This is a genomic window from Desulfomonile tiedjei (assembly GCA_016212925.1).
Lineage (GTDB): Bacteria > Desulfobacterota > Desulfomonilia > Desulfomonilales > Desulfomonilaceae > JACRDF01.
Window position 1 is genome coordinate 186,336 of the sequence record JACRDF010000048.1, and the last position, 21,736, is coordinate 208,071.

The 21,736-nt window shown below is 53.1% G+C and carries 17 protein-coding genes; 8 read left to right on the plus strand and 9 right to left on the minus strand.

Translation table 11 applies throughout. The features are described 5' to 3' along the window. Positions 1–23: 23 nt before the first annotated feature. The 5 genes from HY913_21630 to HY913_21650 all read right to left on the minus strand — a co-directional run bounded on the left by HY913_21630 (position 24) and on the right by HY913_21650 (position 7,524). Complete coding sequence (locus HY913_21630) at positions 24–1,769, minus strand: CTP synthase (GenBank protein ID MBI4965894.1); 1,746 nt, start codon at positions 1,767–1,769, stop codon at positions 24–26. A gap of 388 nt (positions 1,770–2,157) precedes the next feature. Beyond that, the gene (locus tag HY913_21635) at positions 2,158–3,063 is read right to left on the minus strand and encodes a phosphoribosylaminoimidazolesuccinocarboxamide synthase (protein ID MBI4965895.1); all 906 of its coding nucleotides are present in this window, start codon (positions 3,061–3,063) and stop codon (positions 2,158–2,160) included. A 324-nt stretch (positions 3,064–3,387) separates the two neighbouring features. Next, positions 3,388–4,206 carry an inositol monophosphatase gene (locus HY913_21640; protein ID MBI4965896.1) on the minus strand — a complete coding sequence of 273 codons (819 nt, stop codon included), beginning with the start codon at positions 4,204–4,206 and terminating at the stop codon, positions 3,388–3,390. After that, complete coding sequence (locus tag HY913_21645) at positions 4,203–5,576, minus strand: exodeoxyribonuclease VII large subunit (protein ID MBI4965897.1); 1,374 nt, start codon at positions 5,574–5,576, stop codon at positions 4,203–4,205. The genes HY913_21640 and HY913_21645 overlap by 4 nt, the downstream gene beginning before the upstream one ends. Before the next feature lie 667 nt (positions 5,577–6,243). Continuing rightward, positions 6,244–7,524 (minus strand): M48 family metallopeptidase, encoded by a 1,281-nt coding sequence (locus HY913_21650; protein ID MBI4965898.1) that lies wholly within the window; start codon positions 7,522–7,524, stop codon positions 6,244–6,246. A gap of 179 nt (positions 7,525–7,703) precedes the next feature. On the opposite strand from HY913_21650, the gene HY913_21655 reads away from it, so the two are divergent. Then, entirely contained in the window at positions 7,704–8,345 is a 642-nt protein-coding gene (locus HY913_21655; GenBank protein ID MBI4965899.1) for a cyclase family protein, read from the plus strand. Between the two features lie 26 nt (positions 8,346–8,371). Continuing rightward, the gene (locus HY913_21660; protein ID MBI4965900.1) at positions 8,372–8,680 is read left to right on the plus strand and encodes a cupin domain-containing protein; all 309 of its coding nucleotides are present in this window, start codon (positions 8,372–8,374) and stop codon (positions 8,678–8,680) included. A gap of 126 nt (positions 8,681–8,806) precedes the next feature. Here the strand turns inward: HY913_21660 and HY913_21665 are convergent, their stop codons facing one another. Beyond that, the gene (locus tag HY913_21665; GenBank protein MBI4965901.1) at positions 8,807–10,201 is read right to left on the minus strand and encodes a short-chain fatty acid transporter; all 1,395 of its coding nucleotides are present in this window, start codon (positions 10,199–10,201) and stop codon (positions 8,807–8,809) included. A 559-nt stretch (positions 10,202–10,760) separates the two neighbouring features. Here HY913_21665 and HY913_21670 point away from each other — a divergent pair. After that, the gene (locus HY913_21670; GenBank protein MBI4965902.1) at positions 10,761–11,810 is read left to right on the plus strand and encodes an SGNH/GDSL hydrolase family protein; all 1,050 of its coding nucleotides are present in this window, start codon (positions 10,761–10,763) and stop codon (positions 11,808–11,810) included. 259 nt (positions 11,811–12,069) lie between these two features. After that, entirely contained in the window at positions 12,070–13,014 is a 945-nt protein-coding gene (locus HY913_21675; protein ID MBI4965903.1) for a hypothetical protein, read from the plus strand. Positions 13,015–13,317: 303 nt separating this feature from the next. Here the strand turns inward: HY913_21675 and HY913_21680 are convergent, their stop codons facing one another. Next, complete coding sequence (locus tag HY913_21680; GenBank protein ID MBI4965904.1) at positions 13,318–14,829, minus strand: GNAT family N-acetyltransferase; 1,512 nt, start codon at positions 14,827–14,829, stop codon at positions 13,318–13,320. 259 nt (positions 14,830–15,088) lie between these two features. On the opposite strand from HY913_21680, the gene ald reads away from it, so the two are divergent. Next, a complete protein-coding gene (ald, locus tag HY913_21685; protein MBI4965905.1) occupies positions 15,089–16,213 on the plus strand; it encodes an alanine dehydrogenase in 1,125 nt (374 codons plus the stop codon). 375 nt (positions 16,214–16,588) lie between these two features. Here the strand turns inward: ald and HY913_21690 are convergent, their stop codons facing one another. Together HY913_21690 and HY913_21695 are read right to left on the minus strand one after the other, a co-directional pair. Then, a complete protein-coding gene (locus HY913_21690; GenBank protein MBI4965906.1) occupies positions 16,589–17,287 on the minus strand; it encodes a CBS domain-containing protein in 699 nt (232 codons plus the stop codon). 95 nt (positions 17,288–17,382) lie between these two features. Then, entirely contained in the window at positions 17,383–17,817 is a 435-nt protein-coding gene (locus HY913_21695) for a response regulator (protein MBI4965907.1), read from the minus strand. 552 nt (positions 17,818–18,369) lie between these two features. On the opposite strand from HY913_21695, the gene HY913_21700 reads away from it, so the two are divergent. From HY913_21700 to phoU, 3 genes are read left to right on the plus strand one after another with little or no spacing between them, the layout of a single operon-like run. Next, the gene (locus HY913_21700; GenBank protein ID MBI4965908.1) at positions 18,370–19,056 is read left to right on the plus strand and encodes a response regulator transcription factor; all 687 of its coding nucleotides are present in this window, start codon (positions 18,370–18,372) and stop codon (positions 19,054–19,056) included. Between the two features lie 3 nt (positions 19,057–19,059). Then, positions 19,060–20,832: a HAMP domain-containing protein gene (locus HY913_21705; GenBank protein MBI4965909.1), complete on the plus strand. Its 1,773-nt coding sequence runs from the start codon at positions 19,060–19,062 to the stop codon at positions 20,830–20,832. 46 nt (positions 20,833–20,878) lie between these two features. Further along, positions 20,879–21,544: a phosphate signaling complex protein PhoU gene (phoU, locus tag HY913_21710; GenBank protein ID MBI4965910.1), complete on the plus strand. Its 666-nt coding sequence runs from the start codon at positions 20,879–20,881 to the stop codon at positions 21,542–21,544. The last annotated feature ends 192 nt before the right edge of the window (positions 21,545–21,736 follow it).

Below are 21,736 nucleotides of genomic sequence, written 5' to 3' on the forward strand. Positions count from 1 at the left end.
GCCCGCGGTTGGACAAAGATTTCTCACCCTTTATTGCCGCCCTTGGCAGGAGCGGATTTCAGGTGTCTCACTTTCCGGCCTGCCGAAGCAGGGAACTTGGGCCGATCTTCCGCAAATTTTTCCCCTTGGAGACCCGCAGCGCGGACAGCTCCGGCCTTCGACGATCTGTTCTTGTATTCGACGCAGGCCTTTATGTATGAGGCAAAGAGCGGATGAGGATCCATGGGGCGAGACTTGAACTCGGGATGAAACTGACAACCAACGAACCAGGGATGGTCGGAGTACTCCACAAGCTCCACCAGTTTGCCGTCCGGCGATACTCCACCCGGCCTGAACCCCTTTTGCTCGAGCTTTTGCCTGAACTCCATGTTGAATTCGTACCGATGCCTATGCCGCTCACCTATGACAGTCTTGCCGTAGATTTCGAAAGCGCGGCTGTCCGGCTGAATGAAACATTCATAGGTGCCCAATCTCATGGTGCCGCCCTTGTCGGTGATCGCGCGCTGCTCATCCATCAGGTGGATCACCGGATAGCGCGTGCCGGCATCAAACTCGGTGGAATTAGCCTTGGCCATTCCGCAGACGTTCCTCGCGAATTCCACCACAGCCACCTGCATTCCGAGGCAGATCCCGAAGTATGGGAGAAGGTTTTCGCGCGCGTATTGAACGGCTCTGATCTTGCCTTCTATCCCCCGAGAACCGAAGCCGCCCGGAACCAATATGCCATGAATGTCGTCGAATTCGTCCCGGAGTCCCTCTTTTTCAATCAACTCGGAGTCGATGAATTTCAACTTTACTCTGGCTTTGTTATGAACTCCTCCGGCAAATAGAGCTTCGTTGAGACTCTTGTACGATTCCTTAAGCTCCACGTATTTCCCGACAATCCCGATGGTCACCTCGTTCTTTAACGAGTGGACCGCTTGGACAAACGATTTCCATTGATCAAGTATCGGCGCACGAGTCCAAATATTAAGCAGTTCGATGATCTTCTGGTCCAGGCCCTCTTCGTGGAATTTCAGAGGGACTTCGTAGATACAGTCCACGTCTTCCGCCGCGATTACTTCCTCGGGCCTGACGTTGCAGAAAAGGGCTATTTTCTCCTTGATGTCTCGAGTAATTCTCTTTTCCGTTCTACATATCAGTATATCGGGTTGGATTCCCACTTCTCTGAGGGCCTTCACACTGTGCTGGGTGGGCTTGGTCTTGACCTCGCCCGACGCTTTCACATACGGGAGCAGAGTGAGATGGACGTACAGCACGTTTTGAGGTCCCAAATCAGCCCGTAGTTGCCGTATGGCTTCGAGGAACGGCAGGCTTTCTATGTCTCCCACTGTTCCACCGACCTCTACTATGGCAACATCTACTCCGTTTCCCAGGTTTCGGATCTTGTCCTTTATCTCGTCGGTTATGTGCGGAATCACTTGGACGGTAGCGCCCAGGTATTCACCCCTACGTTCCTTCTGTATTACGGAGTCGTAAATCTGTCCTGTCGTGAAGTTGTTCTTTTGGCGAAGGACCGCGTGCGTGAACCTCTCGTAATGGCCAAGATCCAGATCGGTTTCGGCTCCGTCTTCTGTCACGAAGACCTCGCCATGCTGAAAGGGATTCATTGTCCCCGGGTCCACGTTAATGTACGGGTCCATCTTCAGAAGGGTCACTGTCAGGCCTCTGCATTCCATCAGCGCGCCGATGCTGGCAGCGGACAGCCCCTTCCCGAGTGACGATAGAACCCCTCCGGTGACGAATATGAACTTTGTGCTCTTATACATGATCTGCTCCAGACCCTGCAATCAGTGATGGGCTGCTCCGCGCCCATGCAAATGGGCTTTCAAACGACAAATTTCCGGGGGAACCTTCCTCGAAAAACGGTTCGCCTCTCAATTGCCTCATTTCAGCACTACTTGCCATCAGACGGCCGACCGCCGCATGCCGAACCGCCCGGTTTCAAAAGGTCCGCGGCACGATTCAACTATTTGACATCGTTTGCTTTTCACCTCGCTCGTCCTTTGGCTGACAGAATGGCGGACCCAACGACGGGGGTAATCTCTTACGGAAAAAGTTCAATGTCAAGCGGCTATTTGGCCGGATTTATATTCCTAATTTTACTCATTAAAGCTTCATAAATCAATGCAGAGGACGACCGCGGGAAATAAAGCCCTAAACGCCCTGCGTAAGGTCCTGGCCGGTGATGATTCTGTATAATTCCAGATACTTTTCTGTCGTCTTGGAGATAATTTCCTGTGGCAGTCCGGGCGCGGGCGGTCTTTTATCCCATTTCAGCCCTTCCAAATAATCCCTTACAAACTGCTTATCCAGTGACGGGGGAGAAATGCCCGTGCGGTAGTCCGCCATGGGCCAAAACCGCGAGGAATCGGGTGTGAGCACTTCGTCAATAAGTGAAGGCACGCCATCTATAACGCCGAATTCGAACTTTGTATCCGCTATGATTACTCCGCGCTCCTCGGCCCAACGCGCGCCATGAAGATATAGTTCCAAGGTTTTGTCACGAAGCCACCGCGCGGTCTCTTCCCCTACAAGGTCCTTCACCCGGCTAAATGTAATATTTTCGTCGTGATCGCCTATCTGCGCTTTTGTGGAAGGAGTGAATACAGGTTCAGGAAGCTTCTGGGCTTGGGCCAGGCCTTTGGGCAAAGGGATACCGCAAATTGCTCCCGTAGCCTGGTAATCTTTCCACCCACTGCCGATGACATAGCCGCGGGCCACGCATTCCACAGGAAAGGTTTGAGCCTTCTTCACCAACATGCTCCGACCTTCCAACACAGAAGAAAACTGTCTGCACTCGTCCGGATATTGGGACACGTCAGCCGTAACCAAATGATTCGGGACCAAATGCCCTGTCTCGCGCATCCAGAAAAGACTCAGATTGTTGAGCACCCTTCCCTTGAAGGGGATAGGGTCCGGAAGGATCACGTCAAAAGCCGAAAGCCTGTCTGTGGAGACAATTAGGAGCAGATCCTCAATTTGGTACACATCCCGAACCTTGCCTCGCCCGGCAAGCGTCAATGTCGGCAGAGATGTCTCCTTCATAACTTGGACACCCATGGTGCGCTGGTCCTTCTAATGTGAATTCCTGCAAAAATCTTGCAGGAGATGTTTGACACCGTCGAAAGAATTGCTAAACTAACATGGACGGATGCCATGATGCAATCAAAGCTTTCTCCAAAAGGTGCTCCGCGTAAGCACCCTTGTCCGGACTGCAAGATGTGCCAGGAGTGCACAGAAAGCAGATGTTCCGCCTGTCGCTGCCGAAGAAACGGTACAGCCGTCAGCAAGCTTTCCATCCAAGAACAGATAGCCTTGTTTAATAGCCTGAATCCCTTCCTGAACGAAGCCCCGTGCGGTTGCCGCGCGAAGGATGGCGGAGAGTCACGCTAATTTAGGGCGCTTTTCGTCGAGAGCCTCCACCAGAAGGTCGTGAATCCGCCCATTGGTCGCCAAGATACTCGTGGTGTAAACATCCGTCGGCCGACCGGTCCGATCCGTGACCCGGCCGCAGGCTTCCTCCACCAACAGCATCCCCGCGGCCATGTCCCAAGGCTTCAGCTTCAGCTCCCAGAACCCGTCCAGCCTGCCTGAGGCCACGTACGCCAGGTCCATGGCTGCTGATCCTCCGCGGCGCATGCCTTGAACCTTCATCAACACTCTGGAAAACTCGGCTAAATTATTCTCGGTAGAGAAAGCCTTGTCGTACGGGAAACCCGTGGCGACCACACTCTGCTCCAGTCGATCAGCGTTCGAGACTCGAATAGGCGTCCCGTTGAGAAAAGCCCCACCGTTCCGAAAAGCGGAAAAGGTCTCTTGTTTTAGCGGATCGTGGACCATGCCCGCGACCAGCGATCCGTCTACCATGAGCGCAATGGAAACGGCGAAAACAGGGTAACTGTGGGCAAAGTTGACCGTGCCGTCCAAAGGATCCACGAGCCACAAGTATTTCGACCCTGTTTTTTCAGTCGGAGTCTCTTCCGTGAGGATGTCGTGCCCCGGAAACTGTCTGTGGATTGCTTCAAGAATAAGATCTTCTGAAGCGCGGTCCGCGTCGGTAACAATGTCAATGGCCCCCTCGCGGTCGTCTTTGAGCTTGATGTGAAGTTCCCCCTGGAAATACCCCATGAGCACCCGGCCCGCTTTCCCAACCATGTGCTCCAAGAAAGGGAGCACATCTCCCGGCTTTATATCAGTGGTCATAAGACGTCCCTTTCTTTGGATCGGGCCACGTCGGAGTCTTTCTTTCCGGTAATCTGACAAGACAATTCGCCTCGGTGGAGCTGAACACGAACCCGGTCACCTGTTTCCACGGTTGCAGCGTCCGTAATTATGTCTCCGGTAGCCACCTTCAAGGTTATTGAATATCCTCTGGACAGGATGGCCAGGGGGCTCAGGTCGTCCAGCCGCGCGGCTGAATTCTCCGCGGCTGTCCTGTGATGCTTTAAGGCATCGCTCATGGACCGTTCAAGACGCCGGAACAACAAGCCGCATTCCTGCCTGTCCGCGGCCACGATTCGCTGCAAATACTGAGGTCTCATCCTTTCGGTCAAGGCGGAAGTTTCCCCGCGCAGCAGTTCGAGTCTACGGCGCACGGTCAACCCGAGGCGCATGATCAAATCGTCCATCCTCATGCGACGCTCCTGGATCTGCCTCCGTGGATCGTAAAGCCTTTTGGCCAACTCATTGAGCCCTTGCCTAAGTCTGCTGGTGGTCCCAAGGACGGAATTCCTGACGCGAGCCACCATATGAACAATGCCGTCCATCAGTTCAAGCTTGTCCGGCACGGCCAATTCCGCGGCCGCGGAAGGAGTGGATGCTCTCAGGTCCGCGGCGAAATCCGTCAACGTTACGTCCGTTTCGTGGCCCACCGCGCTTATTATGGGCAAAGGACATGCGCAGACCGCCCTTACCACTCGTTCGTCGTTGAAAGCCCACAAATCCTCTATAGATCCCCCGCCGCGTCCCACAATAACCGCGTCAACATCCCCGGCCGCGCATAGTCTTTCAATCGCGTCCACGATTTCGTCAGGGGCCCGATCCCCTTGAACGGTAGCGGAGCTGACCAGAATGGTTACCGCGGGGAAGCGACGCCGGATTATGCGGATCATATCTCTAACGGCTGCGCCGCGGGGAGAGGTAACTACCCCGATTGTCCTCGGAAAACGGGGCAAGGGCTTTTTGCGACTCTCGTCAAAGAGGCCTTCTGCAGCAAGCCTGCTCTTGAGTTGCTCAAAGGCCAGCATCAGGCTGCCGAACCCCATGGGTTCCAGCGTATCCATGATAATCTGATACTCACCCCTGGCCCCGTAAACCGACAGCCGCCCCCACCCGATAATGCGCAGTCCGTCCTCGAGTTTGAACCTTAAGAAACGGCTCTGGATTTTGAACATTACGCAGCGAATCTGAGCGGATTCGTCCTTGAGGGTAAAATAGAGATGCCCTGACGGGGCTGCCCGAAAATTGGAAATCTCACCTTGAATCCAGACCGAAGGGAACTCTTTCTCCAAAAGTTCCCTGATTCCGGCCGTCAGTTCGGAAACCGTGTATACCTTGCGCTCCGGTAGCTCCATTCCGTTGCCTGCTCTCTAACTAATTTCCAAAATTGATGTCTTTAATGCCGTTAAGGATGCCGGTCTCATGCCGGTGCATCGTCCCCTTGCCCGGGAAGCGCTCTGCAACGGGCGCCACTGGTGGCACCCGAACCATGATCCCCAACCGCCGGTTGCCTCAAGAAAGAGAACAGAATTTCCTGCAACTGCCTTGAGCCGCGGATTGGCGCTTCAAACTGCGCGACATTCTATAAGGCCGCCGACTTATTTTCAACGCAACGCCCGATCTTTACAGTCTGTAAAAAACTTCGACAGGTTTTGGCCGAGCGCTCGGATCGGCGGTACCGATAACAGCCTGTATTCACACCATGTTGTTCGGTGAATCGCTTGCCTGAAATTGGCACGCGGATTGCTCGCCCAATCAACAGGAAAAGAGTGCCGCTAACCAGGGAGCGGCAAAGTTATCATTAACCTCCAACTCCACTCGATGAGGAGACGTGGCGTTTCGCGTTGAACAGGAATCCTGACATCACGCTGCGTCTTCAGGGCAATGACTATCAGAGTCGTGCTCTAATTCCTACATCAATCGGGCTGATAAAGCCCGAGTTCAGTGCGTCCCGGTACCGTCCCTCATCGAGCTAAAGAGGTGATTATGCGACGGCAATTCGCGGCATAGGTCGCGTCGTAACTAGCCCTGCACGGGCCTTCCCTCAATCGTCTTTCCACAATCCTCTAGAGTCGCAACTCTTTCCAGCAGCGGCGGATGCGAGTAGTAGAACCATACGTATAGCGGGTGCGGATTCAAGTTGGATAAGTTGTGCTCCGACATTCTCTTCAACGCGGTTGCCAAAGGCTCCGCTTTCTGCCTCAGCTTCACGGCAAAGAGATCAGCCTGACGCTCCGCCCTTCGAGATAAGAACATGTACAAAGGTCTCAAGAAGAACCCCAGCCGCCGCCAAAAAATGCCCACGACGAAGAGAATGCCATACGACTGAGAGAAATCGAACCCGAACGCCTGATACAAGCTGTCCCAGTTGAGCATGAGATAGGTCAAATAAAAGCCGCCGAACATTATGGCCTCGCCCGCCAGGTACGATTTCAGAATGTGCTTAAGCTTGAAGTGCCCCATCTCATGCGCCAGGACACTTAATATTTCCTGGTGAGACAGAGAACTCAGGAGAGTGTCGAAAAGCACTATGCGCCTGGCCTTGCCCAACCCGGCGAAATACGCGTTGCTGTGCGTGCTGCGCTTTCCCGCATCCATCTGGAATATGCCTTGCGTCCTCATGCCCACCTGTTGGGCCATTTCTTCAACATCGCGGGCGAGGTTTTCGTCCTGCAATGGTTCAAATTTGTTGAATATCGGCGCAATCAGCACCGGATAAAGCACCACCAGAACCAACTGGACAAAGGATGCTATTAAGAATCCCCAGAACCACCAATAATCAGGAAAAGCCTTTATAGCCCAAAGCACAGGTGCGAGCAGCGCCACAAGAAGAACCGTGGAGAGCAATGTTTCCTTGATTTTGTCTAGTACCCATGTTTTGAGATCGGAACGGTTGAAGCCGTACTTCTCCTCGACAAAGAACGTGTGGTAGTAGTCAAACGGCAGTCCCACCAGAAAGAAAAACAGCCCGAGGATCAGAAAAAAGATCAAGCCGGCCCACACGAAATGGGTATCCGAACCCGAGGAAAAAACGGCCAGATCATTCAGCGGTCCGGAAAAGATGAGCCCGAGAAGGATAGCGTCCCCCACTAGCTTTTCAATCACAAAAATGCGGCTCTTCTCTCCGGCGTACGCGTTGATGCGGCCAAGCTTTTCCTTGTCGATGAACCCCTGCATTTGTTCCGGAACCTCTTTTCCTTGTAGTGTCAGATGATTACGGTTGAGGTTCTCCAGCCAGATGCAGAAAGCCAGCTGCAACAAGTACACGGTTACAAAACAGGTAAGAATCAGGTTCGGATTCATGACGGTCTCTTGTTGTTAGGCGAGAAATAGCTTCACAAGCTTTCAGTTCTTGGAAAAGCCCAATTATCCCTTATTCTCGCTCGTCTTTTTCACGATGCCCATGCGCGACCTTCTGTTATACTATTCAGGCTCGGCGGGTAAGACAAGGTTAATGCACTTCGAGCTATGGAGTCGCTGCCATGCCTTTGTACGACGCCACTGTATCCATCCACGAAGGGATGTTGCTTTACCCGGGCGATCCTCCTTTCAAGCTCCGGAGCCTCTATCGGGTAGAAAAAGGAGATCCGTTCAACCTGTGCGAAATGTCCATGGGCACACATATCGGCACCCATGTGGATCCTCCGGCTCACTACCTTGAGAACGCCGCGGGGGTGGATCAAATTCCCATCGAGGTCCTGATCGGGCCTGGAATAATACTGGACATGCGAGGCAGGCCCTGCGTAGACCGTCCTGCGCTGGAGAAATCCGCCCTAGCCGGCCATAGCCGAGTCTTGTTAAAGACGGACAACGGTCCCAGGCTCCTGCAATCCGAGTTCGTAACCGACTACGTCTATCTTACCGAAGATGCAGCGGAATTCCTCGTCGAGCGAGGTGTTCAACTGATTGGCACAGACTATCTGTCCATCGAACGGTTCCAGACCCCCGGTGCGCCGGTTCACCACAGGCTCCTGAACGCGGGTGTGCTGATAGTGGAGGGAGTCAATCTTCTCGAAATCCCTCCCGGGCCATGTAAAATCTATTGCCTCCCCCTAAAGATTAAAGACGCAGACGGCGCGCCGGCCCGTGTCCTGATAGAAACGGCATTGCGGGGAGCGACGTAAGCTTATTCGTGAGGAAGGAGGAAGAAATGGCGTTCTGGGATTTGGCGACCATTCAGTTGGAGGAATTCCGCCCTGGAATCTTGAGTAAAGCACACATCGGTGACGGCCTCATAATGGCATGCATGGAAATAGGCCCCGGCATGGAAGACGCCGGCCACGAGCATCCCTTTGATCAATGCGGGATAGTGCTGGAAGGCAATATTCAGATGTTCGCCGGGGAGGATGTCAGGCTCCTGAATGCTGGCGAGGCCTATTTCTTGCCCGCGGGTCAGCGTCACGGGTGGAAGACCTTTGAGGCGCCCGTCAAGATTCTGGACGTGTCCCGAAAAACATGATTTGCGGAATTGGGAAATTCACGGGGGACCCCACAAAGGGTCTCCCCGCGTTTTCCTCGTCGAACCCCCAGTGGATTTCCGGCAGATTTCCCGGTCCACCGGATCGAACTCCACCGAGGGCTGCGCTCAAATCCACGGATAAATCAGGAAAGCTACGGACGTTATGATGAAGTAGGCAAAAAACACCAGCATCAACCAGCCCATGATCTCACGGAACTCAAGCTTGGCAATGGCCAGCATCGCAATCGCCCAGAATGGCTGAATCATATCAGTGAGCATGTCACCCCACGCGTAGGTTAGAACGGTCTTGGGAATGCTGACGCCCAACTGCTTAGCCGCAGGAAGAATAAAGGGCGCGGTGATTGCCCACTTGGACCCCCCGGACGGAACGAAGTAGTTCTCAATGCCGGAGTACCAGTAAATTATGAGTAGGAAAGTGCTCGGCGTGGAAATGGCTACGAAGAACTGGGCTATTACGTCGGCCAACGCGGTAAACTTGAACAACCCGAAAATGCCCGCGTAGAAGGGGAATTGAATAATCACTCCCCACGTGGCTTTTCCCGCGTCCTCCGCGGCCTTCAGAAAAGCCCAGGGCCTCCAGTGCAGGAGGACGCCCAACATCAAAAAGAACAGGTTGATGTTGTTCAAGTTCACGCAATTGGCAAAACCCTTCGCTGCCACCTCCCAGCCGAGCCACAAGAGTCCGGCGCCCGCGATAATGATGTTGCAGCCTGGCCACCAGTTCAGCCAGTCGGAAAAGTCCAGCTTTCCCGTGGGCCTTTCCGGCGCTACGTAGAGCTTGAGCTGATCGAGGAGTTCCGGCTTGACCTTGTAGGTTTTCTCCTCGGATGGGTGCATAAGGCACATCAGAACCGTCACCACCACGATGACTATCAGGGTGAGAATTAAATTGAACGGGCTAAATATCGTTTCGGTGGTAGGTATTGTGCCGTCGAGATATTTGCCTTGAATGAGGAAGTTGTTGGGCGTGTTGACCAGCAAGGTTGCGGACCCTGAAAGCCCCGAGTGCCATGTGCATCCCAGCCCGAGGTACGCGGACGCCACCAGCAACCTGTAGTCCGTTTTGGGATTTCTCCGTATCAGGAACAGAGCAAACATCGCGCTGGCAATGAGACTGAGCCCCCACTGCACCCAAGCGGTACTCATCGAGAAGAGCGCCATGGCCATTATGGCCTGCCAGGGCTTGTCCGAATTGGGCAGCCCGGCAAGACCGTCCATGACCCTCCTGACAGGTGGTGTGCAGGCCACAATGTAACCGGTTATCATGATGAGGCACATCTGCATACCGAATTCCAGAAGCGCCCAGAACCCCTTCCCCCATGCGATGACAGCCCCTTTAGGCGTTGTATTGCCCCAGATGAGGGCAAGCACAAAAGCAATCATGCTCAGGATCCAGACGATGACGAGCGCGTCGGGAATCCATCGCTCACTCCATCGCGTAAGACCGTCACCCCAGTTTTTCAGAAACTCAAACGCGGAACGACTCTCTGTCTGCGCCATTTTCATTTCTCCTCCTCACGAAAGGTGCATGGAATTACAGGGATTAAGTCCTCGATGGAAACGGGCCCCACCCCCTTTCGGCGGTTGAATTAAGACATGGAGACAATAAGCATAGGAAGTTCATGGCACGCGATCCGTGGTTATACCAATGTGCCGTTCATCAAGTAGGACCGGTGGCATGGCTCTGAAACAAAGTCAGACGTGCCGCCGGTCTCGACATAGGTACTTGTTCCAACGACTCATTGGTATTGGTGGACGCAACCGGGCTTACCGACCATGTCCGGCCGGTTGAACAGCAGCCCTGTATGAACCACATTAGGCGAGTACAGATGAAATGTTCGAAGACTGAACGGAGCGTAAGCGCAACCGTTGGCCGTGTCAACGAAAATTGTCATATTGATGGTCGTCGGCAGCGCGAGTCCTGTTCCTGCGATAACAAATGACCTTTTCAGAGCCGTGCTTGACCCTACGATGGTTCCATTCTCTACTCCGGGAACTTTGCAGCCATAGACTCCTCGTGCTACTATGCCCGCGCTAAATCAATCTTCAGGTGACGGTATTGAAACAATTGCTGCGATGGACGCTTGCACTGGTCAAGTGGATTGTCCTGGGAATCCTCTGCATTGAGCTTCTTAGCTTTCTCGCTGTGAGCGCCACGAATTTCATCATGTACGGCCATGCACGAGAGGGTAGCAGAGCCGTTTACGATCCTTATACGCTTTTCCTGCAATCTTCAGGTGTGCGGCCCACAGTAGGCAATTCGGTCGCGGCGGAGAGCAAAAAGAATAGAACCGTATGGATGTTCGGTGGCTCAACCATGAGGGGAACCACAGATTTCGACGAATGGACTATCCCGAGCTTTTTGTCCGACTATCTGAATTCCAATCCCCAAGGCCTACATTTTTCCGTCACAAATTTCGGAGTAAATTCCTTCAATTCTCTGCTGGAAACCAAATACCTGCAAAAACTGCTAATAGAAAGCCCTTCCCAGCCGGACCTCATCATTTTTTACGATGGCGCAAACGATGCAAAGTACTTCTTGGAGCATCGGACTGCCTACGGGCATCACGGATATCGCAGGACACGAGCCTTGATCGAAAGCTACTACCATAGCTGGTTCGGCGTGCTGAAACCGCTCAATGCAGCATTCAATGCCTCTTTCACCAAAGAGCTTTATGATCGCATCAATCAAGTGGCAGTACCTTTGGATCCAGGATCCACCGAACTCCGGCAGATGGTAGCGATGACTGAAAAAAGGTACGATTTCGTCAACAAGATGTCCGCTTGCTTCGGCGCGAAGTTTATTCTGTTTTGGCAGCCCATGCTCTGGGTGGAAGACTGCGCTGTGTCCGGCACGGTGAAGGATCGGGAGAAGAACGCTGTGCTCGCTGCCGAGCGATTTGCGACCATGCGCCACAATTTCTCCGTAACCTACAATTCGCTTGCCGACCGGCTCGCGGAAAAGCCATACTTCGTCAGCTTTCGCGGCGTTTTCTGCGACAGGCAGGTCCCCGTATATCAGCCTGACGGAGTGCATCTTACCGATGACGGACGGAAGATCGTCGCAAAGGCCATGGGCAAGGTTCTGGAACAACGCTTTTTCAAATGAAATCAAGGTGTGCGGGGTTGAGCAGAATTTTGTGCAGGACTGCCTTATCTCAGTCATACAGGAGGTTCCAAAATTCCTGTTCGATACCACAGGTCAGGTCAGGGCTGCCACCAGAAGCACAAAATCGGCGGCCACGGCCTGCCCTACAGCAAGTATTTCGCTCAATCATAGGGCGGGCCGTGCCCGCCGCAACCCGCTACCGAGCGTAAGGCAAACCTGAAGACTGAGCGAGGCACCCTTCCATACAGAGAAATTCCGCATGAAATTAGTTGTTACAATTGATGTCGAAGAGGAGGGTTTGTTCAGCAACCAGTACGATTCCCACAATGTCTCCGTGAAAAACGTGCCCGAGCTGCGGCGACTGGATCCCATATTCCGGGAATGGGCAATAAAGCCGACCCTGCTGGTAACTTATCCGGTAGCAAGTCATGAGCCCCATAGAGATTTACTGCGACAACTGAAAGAGAATTGGAACGCTGAGATCGGTGCGCACCTGCACCCATGGAACACCCCCCCGCTGACCACTCTTCCGTACCCTGAGCCGGTACCGTCTGAATTGATGCCGCGAGAGCTTTTGGCCGCCAAACTCGGCGCGCTGCTCGACGAGATCGGGAAATTTGGAGCAACCCCAGCCTCGTTCAGAATGGGGCGTTTCAACATGGGACCCAAGATGTTCTCTGTCCTGGAGCCTGCGGGGATAAGGGTAGACAGCAGTATAGCACCTATGCGCAGGTACTACGGCGGCCCTGACCACCTTTCAGCAGCGACCGAGCCATATTATCCCGATCCTGACAACCCATTGCGGGCAGGGACCTCGTCGGTGCTGGAAGTCCCGATGACGATTCTCCCTCTTTTCCCGCGGCTGGGGCATTGGTTGGATTCCCTGTCACATAAATCAATCTTTCCTGAAAAATGGATCTCATGGTTTGCCATGAACGCGGGTTCGCTTCCGGTACAGCCGGTCTGGGTAGGGCTCCGAAGACTGAAGGCAGCAGTGAAGTTACATCAGAGGCGGGGAGGCAATGTAGTAACCATCTTTTTCCATTCTTCAGAGCTTATGCCGGGAGGGTATCCTCATCACCCCACCACGGCATCAATCGACCGATTCCTTGAAAAGCTCGCGGCATTCTTTTCCTGGCTTCATACGGAAACGGCCGTGGACTCAGTCACCTTGTCGCAATTGGCCGAAAGCTATCGGAAATGACATAGAGCGATTGCCAAAATAATAACCAAAATGCCGGTTCAGCATGCTGTGTGGTCATTGACGACCGGATTCACCTTGTCATTGCGAGGGGGTCAGCCCGAAGCAATCTCCATTGGTGGGACAGGCGTCTCGCCTGTCTGTTGGAATGACGGGCAAGATGCCCGTCCCACCGAAGAATAGCGATTGCTTCGTCGTTTCACTCCTCGCAATGACACGGACAAGCAAATCGGCCCAAGATTTTGGCAATCGTAACCCACTTGTAGGGGCACGGCGCACCGTGCCCAAGGAAATTTGGTGCGGCCTCTACACCACGTTCGGATCACGGCTTTTCACATAATCGAGCATTTCCTTGCCCAGGGGAGAGGCTATTTTTATCCTGTCGTAGTCAATGGAAACATTGTTCAGATATTGCAGTATCAAAGCATCACCGGTGTCTGATTCCGGCCATATCCCGCAGAAGAAGAAACCAAGCTCTTCGAACTGCTCGACCAGACGATAGGCCAAAGGATTTGTGAGGTCGCATGGCAGTTGTATCACCTCAATTTGTTTCAGACATAGTTCCTTGAGCCTCGCCTGTACCTGTGGAAGCAGGCCTCGGCCGTACCCTTCTATCTCGATCCGTCCAAAACCCGACGGCGTGTAGTACTGTGACGTCACGACCGCATCCTTGGACGGAACGAGCAAGTCTTTCTGCTTAGGGGTTGCCATCTCAGGCTCGTAGCCTATGTTTCCGTACAATTTGCGAACAAAGCGCCTATGGTGCCGCGGAGCATACAGCTCACCTGTTCGGGGTTTTTCCAGGTATCGGAAACAAATCACATAAGTTTCTCGTTGAGGAAGAGTTTCTGTAAGGGCCTTGAATGAAATCGACGCGGGCCCCAAACCCACTAGCAGGCCGCAGTCCTGGAAACCAAACCGGTGAATTACTTGCTGGGAAAAGGTATGATTGGTGGCCGCCAACACAAACAGGGCTCTAAAGCCGTGGGACTTGGCCTTCTGTGTCAAGTATTCCGTGAGCCTGGTAAGACAGCCCTGTCCGCGAAAGTCCGGGTTTACCACCGCCAAGCCGATCTCGGCCACCGTTGACATGTCACTGTGCCGAATCAAGGCCGCATGCCCCACTATCAGGCCCTCCGGGGTGACCGCGACTGCTGAAATCATGTCTCCACTGTCGTTCAGTTCAATTATCCTCTCGGGATAATATATGTGCCGGTAAACAAAGGAGTATCCATAAGCCCTGTAAAAGCACCGGGAAATCTCGACCGCGTCCGAGGCTTGCATCCCGCGGATTTCAAATTCAACTTTCCGTGTGACGGGCCGCACGCCGGCCGCGGCCGGCTCATAGAGTTCCAGTTCGCACGCTTGGTAATAGTCCTCGATGGTTCGATTGTGCAGGTATTTGATGAGATGTGTTTCCTTGCCATCGGGGCCCAGGTTGTGGAAGGAGACTTCGTCCATGAGTTTTCTTGCCCGCAGAAGAGCTTGCTGAGACCCTGACATGTTCGGAGCGACCGCTGAGACATCGGGAGGCAATATCTCTTCCGGGTAAAAGGGCAAGCCCATGTCTTTCACCACAATTTTCAAGCCCACAGGAATCCGTTCGCAGCTAATGTCAATGGTGGCTTGTTGAGAGGGTTCAAAGGCATCCTTGATCGTATTGGAGACCACTCCACTCACCGCGGCTCCAATGTCTTCTAGCGCTGCGGGAGGAAATCCGAAGCTTCTCCCCACCTGTTCCACATATGTCGCGGCCACGTCCGCGTAAGGAACTTCATTGGGGATAGTTAGTCTTGAGTACTGGCATGCCCTGGGCATGATGGCTTTCGGCCTCTGGGTGTTTTGTCAAACTACCCTAGCAAACCGAGTCCGCTACTGCAATGATCTGTCCGCGGCCTTGTTATGGCCGGCCGCGAGATGGTTCACTCCGGGGACGCAATTTCTATTTGAATTGGCTTCGACTATGGACTATCTAATGGACCGGTTTGCAGAATAATGTATTGCTTGTCGAGAGGCTGCACGGGATTCGCTAAGGAAACAAGATCCCGGAGCGTCTCATGTTAATGGGAGGCACCTTATGGTCATCGGGATTCCTAAAGAGATCAAGGAAGATGAATACCGCGTTGCGATTGTTCCTGCCGGGGTTCGAGTTTTGAAACAGAGGGGCCATCGCATCCTGGTCGAAAAAGGCGCAGGAGAAGGATGCCGCATAACCGATACGGAATACTTGGACGCGGGAGCGGAAGTCCTTCAAGAGGTTTCGGAAGTTTACGGCCGTTCAGAGATGATTATGAAAGTCAAGGAGCCCCAGGAATCGGAATACAGCCTGTTACGGGAGGGTCAGATACTATTCGCTTTTCTTCATCTCGCGCCCGCGGCTAAACTCACCGAGGCTCTTTTGGAACGAAAAATAGTCGGTGTCGCTTACGAGACTATCCAGGACAAGGACGGGTCTCTTCCGCTGCTGGTGCCCATGAGTGAAGTAGCTGGACGGATGGCGGTTCAGATCGGGGCCCACTTCCTTGAGAAGACACAGGGAGGGAGAGGAGTCCTTTTGGGCGGAGTCCCTGGAGTCCAGCGAGGACGCGTCACGATAATCGGGGGTGGCACGGTAGGAAGGGCCGCAACAAAAATAGCCGTAGGTATGGGAGCGGACGTCTACGTGATGGATGTGAACCAGAACCGCCTCATGCAAATGGACGACATTTACGGAAACCGGGTTACGACTCTGATATCCAATGAAGAGAACCTCGGTTTTTCCGTCGCGAATTCCCATTTAGTAGTAGGTGGAGTGCTGATCCCCGGAGCCAGGGCGCCGAAACTGGTGACCAGGGAGATGATTCGCGGGATGAAGTCGGGGGCGGTAATTGTAGACGTGGCGATCGACCAGGGAGGCTGCGTGGAGACTTCCAGACCGACCACACACCAGCATCCGACGTACGTTGTGGACGACGTTATTCACTACTGCGTTCCAAATATGCCCGGAGTGGTTGCAAGAACTTCGACCTTTGCGCTTACTAACATTACTATTCCCTATGCCGTCAAACTGGCGGACAACGGCCTCACCCATGCCGTTGCCCAGGACAGTGCTCTGGAAAAAGGAGTAAATCTGTACAAGGGGCACGTGACCTACGAGAAGGTCGCGCAGTCTCTTGGGTACTCCTACACTCCGCTGGGGCAGCTGTTGGGCACTACCCGGTAGTCGGATTCGAAAGACGCTACTGCCGGCCTGTCCAGGGGCATGGCCACCGTGGGCTTCGGTGGGACGGGCATCTTGCCCGTCATTACAATAGACAGGCGAGACGCCTGTCCCACCAAAGATACCTGACATACGCTATCCAATTTACGAAAAGCAGTACCAGGCAATCTGGTGAAGCATATAGCAAGGGTCAAAAATAATGTGCGATTGCGCAAAGCGGTTCCGGGAAAGTGGTAGGTGCCGGCCTCCGTGCCGGCACATTTTGCCAATATAAATCAACCAGTAGGGACCGGCAGGGACGCCGGTCCCTACTGGTTACTTAGGAGCTCGGGTTGTGCAAACGGTCAAGAATTGTGGCAAGTGGTATAGTTGTCCCGGCTAAGATTCGTTATAAATTTCCCGTTTGTTTTCTCTGTGGTCGACCACATAGAGTAGTCGGGCTTTTTCTTTGAGAATATCCCTGATCTCTTCTTTCAGTTTCGGGAGCGCTGCGCGGTCAACGTTGAAAGCCCTTATGTATACATGGCGATATCCCTGCGGGGCCTTTTCACGGGAACTGAGTATGCTGACCAGGCGGGCTTTGTGTTTTCTTACGATGTCGGTAACCTCTTTTATCGACCCGGCCCGGTCGTCGAGCAAAAGACCGAACTGAACTCCTCTCTTGTTCAGACCGCTCAAGGATATCATGGCCCTAAAAAGGTCGTTCTTGGTAATGATGCCTTTTATCTCCCCATGCTCGTCTAAAACGGGCGCGCCGGAGATCTTGTTGGTCAGCAACACCGAGGCCGCTTCCTCTACAGTGTAGTCAAGAGGCATCGTGATCGGATATCGGCTCATGATGGCCCCGACCTCGAGACGCGACAGATGATAAAGGATGTGCTGAATGTCCATCAGTGATGCATCCGACGGGGACGCCCTTTTGAGGTCACGGTCGGTGACTATACCCACCAATTTCCCATCTTCGAGAACCGGCAACAGACTGACCTGATTTTCCATAGAGAGGTTGATAGCGTGCTGCATGGTGTCCTGAACATTTACCGTGATAATTTTGGTGCTCATCCAATCTTTGACCAACATCGACTTTCTCCTTTGAGGTCACTCCTGCCCGCGGCTTGCGGAATTACCCCTTCAAATTCTGAGAGGCGAGCATTGTTCATAGGAATGCACGGCAATTACACACTTCGTCTCCGAGAAAAGGGCTTGCCCGCGCATTCCTGAATTTTTTGAAGATGGCGCTGTCTTTTTATTCTGGCTTCTTCCACTTTGGCCAGCAGTTCTTCCAGGTCGCACGGCTTCATCAAATAGTCAAACGCCCCCAATTTCATACCGTCCATGGCGGATTCAAATGTTGCATGCCCTGTGAGGAGAATGACTTCGATCAAAGGATATGACCTTTTGATTTCCCTCAACGTTTGAATGCCGTCCATGCCGGGCATCCTGATATCGAGGACCACCACATCGATTTCCGGGTTTTCTTCGAGCTTTTTCAGCCCCTCCGGACCGCTGTAGGCAGTGACTATTGCCATATTCCTTTTGGCCAGGCGCTTCTCCATGGCGGTTACAAAGGCTGTTTCATCGTCAATCAGCATAAGCTTTGCCTTGGTCATGATTCATACTCCGGTTAAGGGCCTGCGCATGATTCATCGCCTGCATTTGGGCTGCCGGCATGAGAACGCGCAATTTTGGGACGGATTGGGCGAAATCCTCGCGGCTCACTCTGAAAAAGCTCCCACTCATGACAATGTGCAACGCGTGTGCCAAGTATGGTTTACGATCGGGATCGAGCAAACGGACCAAATCTACCAGCGAAGATCCAAACGGACCAATTGCTTGAGGCGGCCGGACGCAAGCCTTGTTGTCAGCAACTTTTACAGTTTGTAAAAGTCCGAGCAACTGATCGCTGCTGCGGTAGAACGATTAGTGTGGTAGAAATCTCGGATATCAAATCCATTTGCAGGCAAGAGTGCGGAGGATGTACTGACTCGGTTCTTGGCGCCACGTTGACACAAACGAGGGTTTCAAGTAAAAACAGGAACATCGCTCTCGTTTGCTTAATATTGCACTCAACGTTTTTGAATGATCGTCTCATCATAAACTAATAATTGGTCACAAAACTCTAATTTCACGATTCGACAACTCTCCGCGAATGGGCAAAGGCTATGGCTAAAGAAAAGATCCTGGTGGTGGACGACGAGGAAGACATTCTGGAACTCGTCAGGTACAATCTTGCGCGGGAAGGTTTTCGGATAACCTGTGTAGCTTCCGGGGAGGAAGCGCTGGTAAAGGCAAAAAACGAGAATCCCGATGTAATCTTGCTTGATCTCATGCTGCCGGGCGTCGACGGGTTGGACGTCTGCCGTCGGCTCCGGGGCAATCCCGCAACCGCGGACACTCCCATAGTCATGCTCACCGCCAAAGGAGAAGACGCGGACATCGTAACGGGTCTCGAACTAGGGGCCGACGATTACGTCACCAAACCTTTCAGTCCTCGGGTGCTCCTGGCCAGGATCAAGGCGGTACTCCGCAGAAGGCAGCAGAAAGAGGAAGATGACTCTTCAATAGTCAAAATACATGACATGATAGTAAACCCTGCGCGTCACGAGGTCTTGTGGAAGGGGAAGCCTATTGAACTCACTGCAACCGAGTTCAGGATTCTTCACTTCATGGCGCGGAGGCCCGGCTGGGTCTTCAGCAGAGATCAGATTATCAATGCTATCAGAGGAGGGGATTATCCGGTTACGGAGCGTTCGGTGGATGTGCAAATCGCGGGTCTGAGAAAAAAGCTTGGGGCCGCAGGAAACTGGATAGAGACAGTGAGAGGGGTAGGCTACAGGATTAAGGAGTGAGCAATGGGAAAGCGGCGAAAGCTCATTTGGCAGCTATATCCTTCCTACCTGATCATTGTCGTTCTGTCTCTAACCGGTATGGGACTGTATTCTTTCAAGATTTTGAAGGAACTTAGCCAAGAGGGTCTCCTGGCCAATCTCCAGGCCCAGGCTTTTTTAGTGCAGGAGTTGGTGAAAAGGTCATTTTCGGGTGACAGGTGGGCCGAACTAGACAAGCAACTGAAAAGGATCGGCGCAAGCACTTCGACTCGAATAACGGTAATACTTCCGTCAGGCAAAGTGGTGGGCGATTCCCACGAAAACCCGGAACGCATGGACAACCATGCCATCCGGCCGGAGATCAAAGAGGCGCTCGCAGGAAAACCCGGCTCTTCGACTCGCTACAGCCTCTCCCTGAACGCGGACCTGGCATATTTTGCAGTACCCGTCCAAAGGGACGGCCGCGTCGTCGGGGTGATCCGAACATCGGTGCCTATTACTGCTTTCACACAGGTATTACGGCCCTTTTTTCTGGAGTTCTTCCTCGCCGGCATAGTCATCCTGGTGCTTGCCGCAGGGGTGAGCCTTTACGTATCCCGCCGAATGGAAAAACCTATCGAGCAAATACAGCGGGGGGCTGCCAGGTTTGCTCAAGGGGATCTACAATTTCGGGTTGAGACTCCCCGATCGGAAGAACTCGGGGCCCTCGCGGAATCCATGAACGAGATGGCCGCGCAACTCCATCAACGCCTAACTACTATTACCCAGCAGCGCAATGAACTCGAAGCCGTACTATCCGCCATGGTGGAGGCGGTGCTTGTTCTGGACACACGCGAGCGTATCCTAAGGGTTAATCAGTCAGCGGAAAAGCTGTTCCAGATCGATGCAACCAAAGTTCGTCTGCGGAGCGTACAGGAGGCAATCAGAAATACCGACCTGCACCGGTTTGTTACAAGCACACTGGCCGGCCGCATGCTGGTTGAGGGAGAAATAGTCATTATCGGGGACCCGGACAAATTCCTTCAGGCTCATGGAGTGACCTTAACAGATGCCGGAGGCCATATCCTTGGGGCTTTGATAGTGCTGAACGACATCAGCCGTTTAAGGACCGTAGAGAAAATACGCCGCGATTTCGTAGCCAACGTTTCTCATGAACTCAAAACGCCGATCACGTCCATAAAAGGTTTCTTGGAGACGCTGAAGGAAGGGGCCCTGAACGATCCGGAAAACGCTGAGCGCTTTTTGGACATAGTTATCAAACACACCGATCGCCTCAGCCTTATCATAGAAGACCTTTTAAGCCTCTCGCGGATAGAGAGAGACGCTGAAAAGGGAGAAATAGCGCTGGAGACGGGCTCAATCAAAGAAGTTTTCGAGGCTGTGGAAAAGACGTGCCGAGACAAGGCGCAGCCGAAGAACATAAGGCTGGAATATGCCGTTGACGACGGCCTGAATGCGGAGATCAATCTCACCCTCTTGGAACAGGCTATCGTCAATCTGGTGGATAACGCTATCAAATACAGTGAGCCCGAGAGCAGCGTAAAGGTGGAGGGCCACAAGGCCCGCGACGAAATTGTTATCACCGTTCAAGACCACGGTTGCGGAATTTCGAGAGACCATCTTGCACGCATATTCGAGCGGTTTTATCGTGTGGATAAGGCAAGGAGCCGCAAAGTGGGAGGCACAGGACTAGGTCTCTCGATTGTCAGGCACATCGTAATAGCTCATGGAGGCCGCATCGAGGTTGAGAGTTTCATCGGCCGCGGAAGCACATTTTCTATTCACCTGCCCGCCTAAATGGATGGGCCGGGCAAATCATCCAAACGCTGGAAGGGCTAGATTTATGAGAGTGAAGCTTCAACGAGATATCGACAAGTTGAATAAAAGCGTCATCTCCTTGGGCGCTTTGGTGGAAGAACGCTTTCGCATGGCCGTAAAAGCTATCGAATGCAGAGACCCCGAACTGGCACGGAGAGTTGTCGAAGGCGATGTGGAAATAGATCATACGGAAGTCGACGTGGAAGAAGAGTGCCTCAAAATCTTGGCCCTGCACCAACCCGTCGCCGACAACCTGCGATACATTATTGCTGTCCTCAAGTTAAACAACGATCTGGAGCGGATCGGGGACCTGGCCGTGAACATTGCCGAACGCGCGGAACTTATCGCCCCCGAAGAGGGGCTCAAAGTGCCGTTCGACTATGTGACCATGTGTCAAAAGACCGAAGAGATGCTGCAAAAGAGCCTGGATTCACTCGTAAACATGGACCTGAACCTGGCTTTCCAGGTTTGCGCTCAAGATGACGATGTTGACTTCATGAAGGAGGCTATGCAGGCACAGTTCGCTGCTGAAATCCGCAAGAACCAAGAACATATCGAAGCCATGATCAACCTGTGGCTGGTTTCTCGCCACCTCGAACGTATAGCGGACCATGCCACAAACATTGCGGAGGACGTGATTTATATGATTACCGGCGAGATTCATCGCCATCGAGGAAAGGATTTCGCCTGACCTGTGACAAGCCATAAAGAGCTTGCGGCCGATACCTAATTTGTGGTCCGTTGGAAGCAATCTCCGTTGGTGGGACAGGCGTCTCGCCTGTCAATTTGAATGACCGGCAAGATGCCGGTCCCACCGAAACCGGGATTGCTTAGAGGCGGTTGCAAAACCTCATAAACGTTTTATGATGATCATGACGCAGGC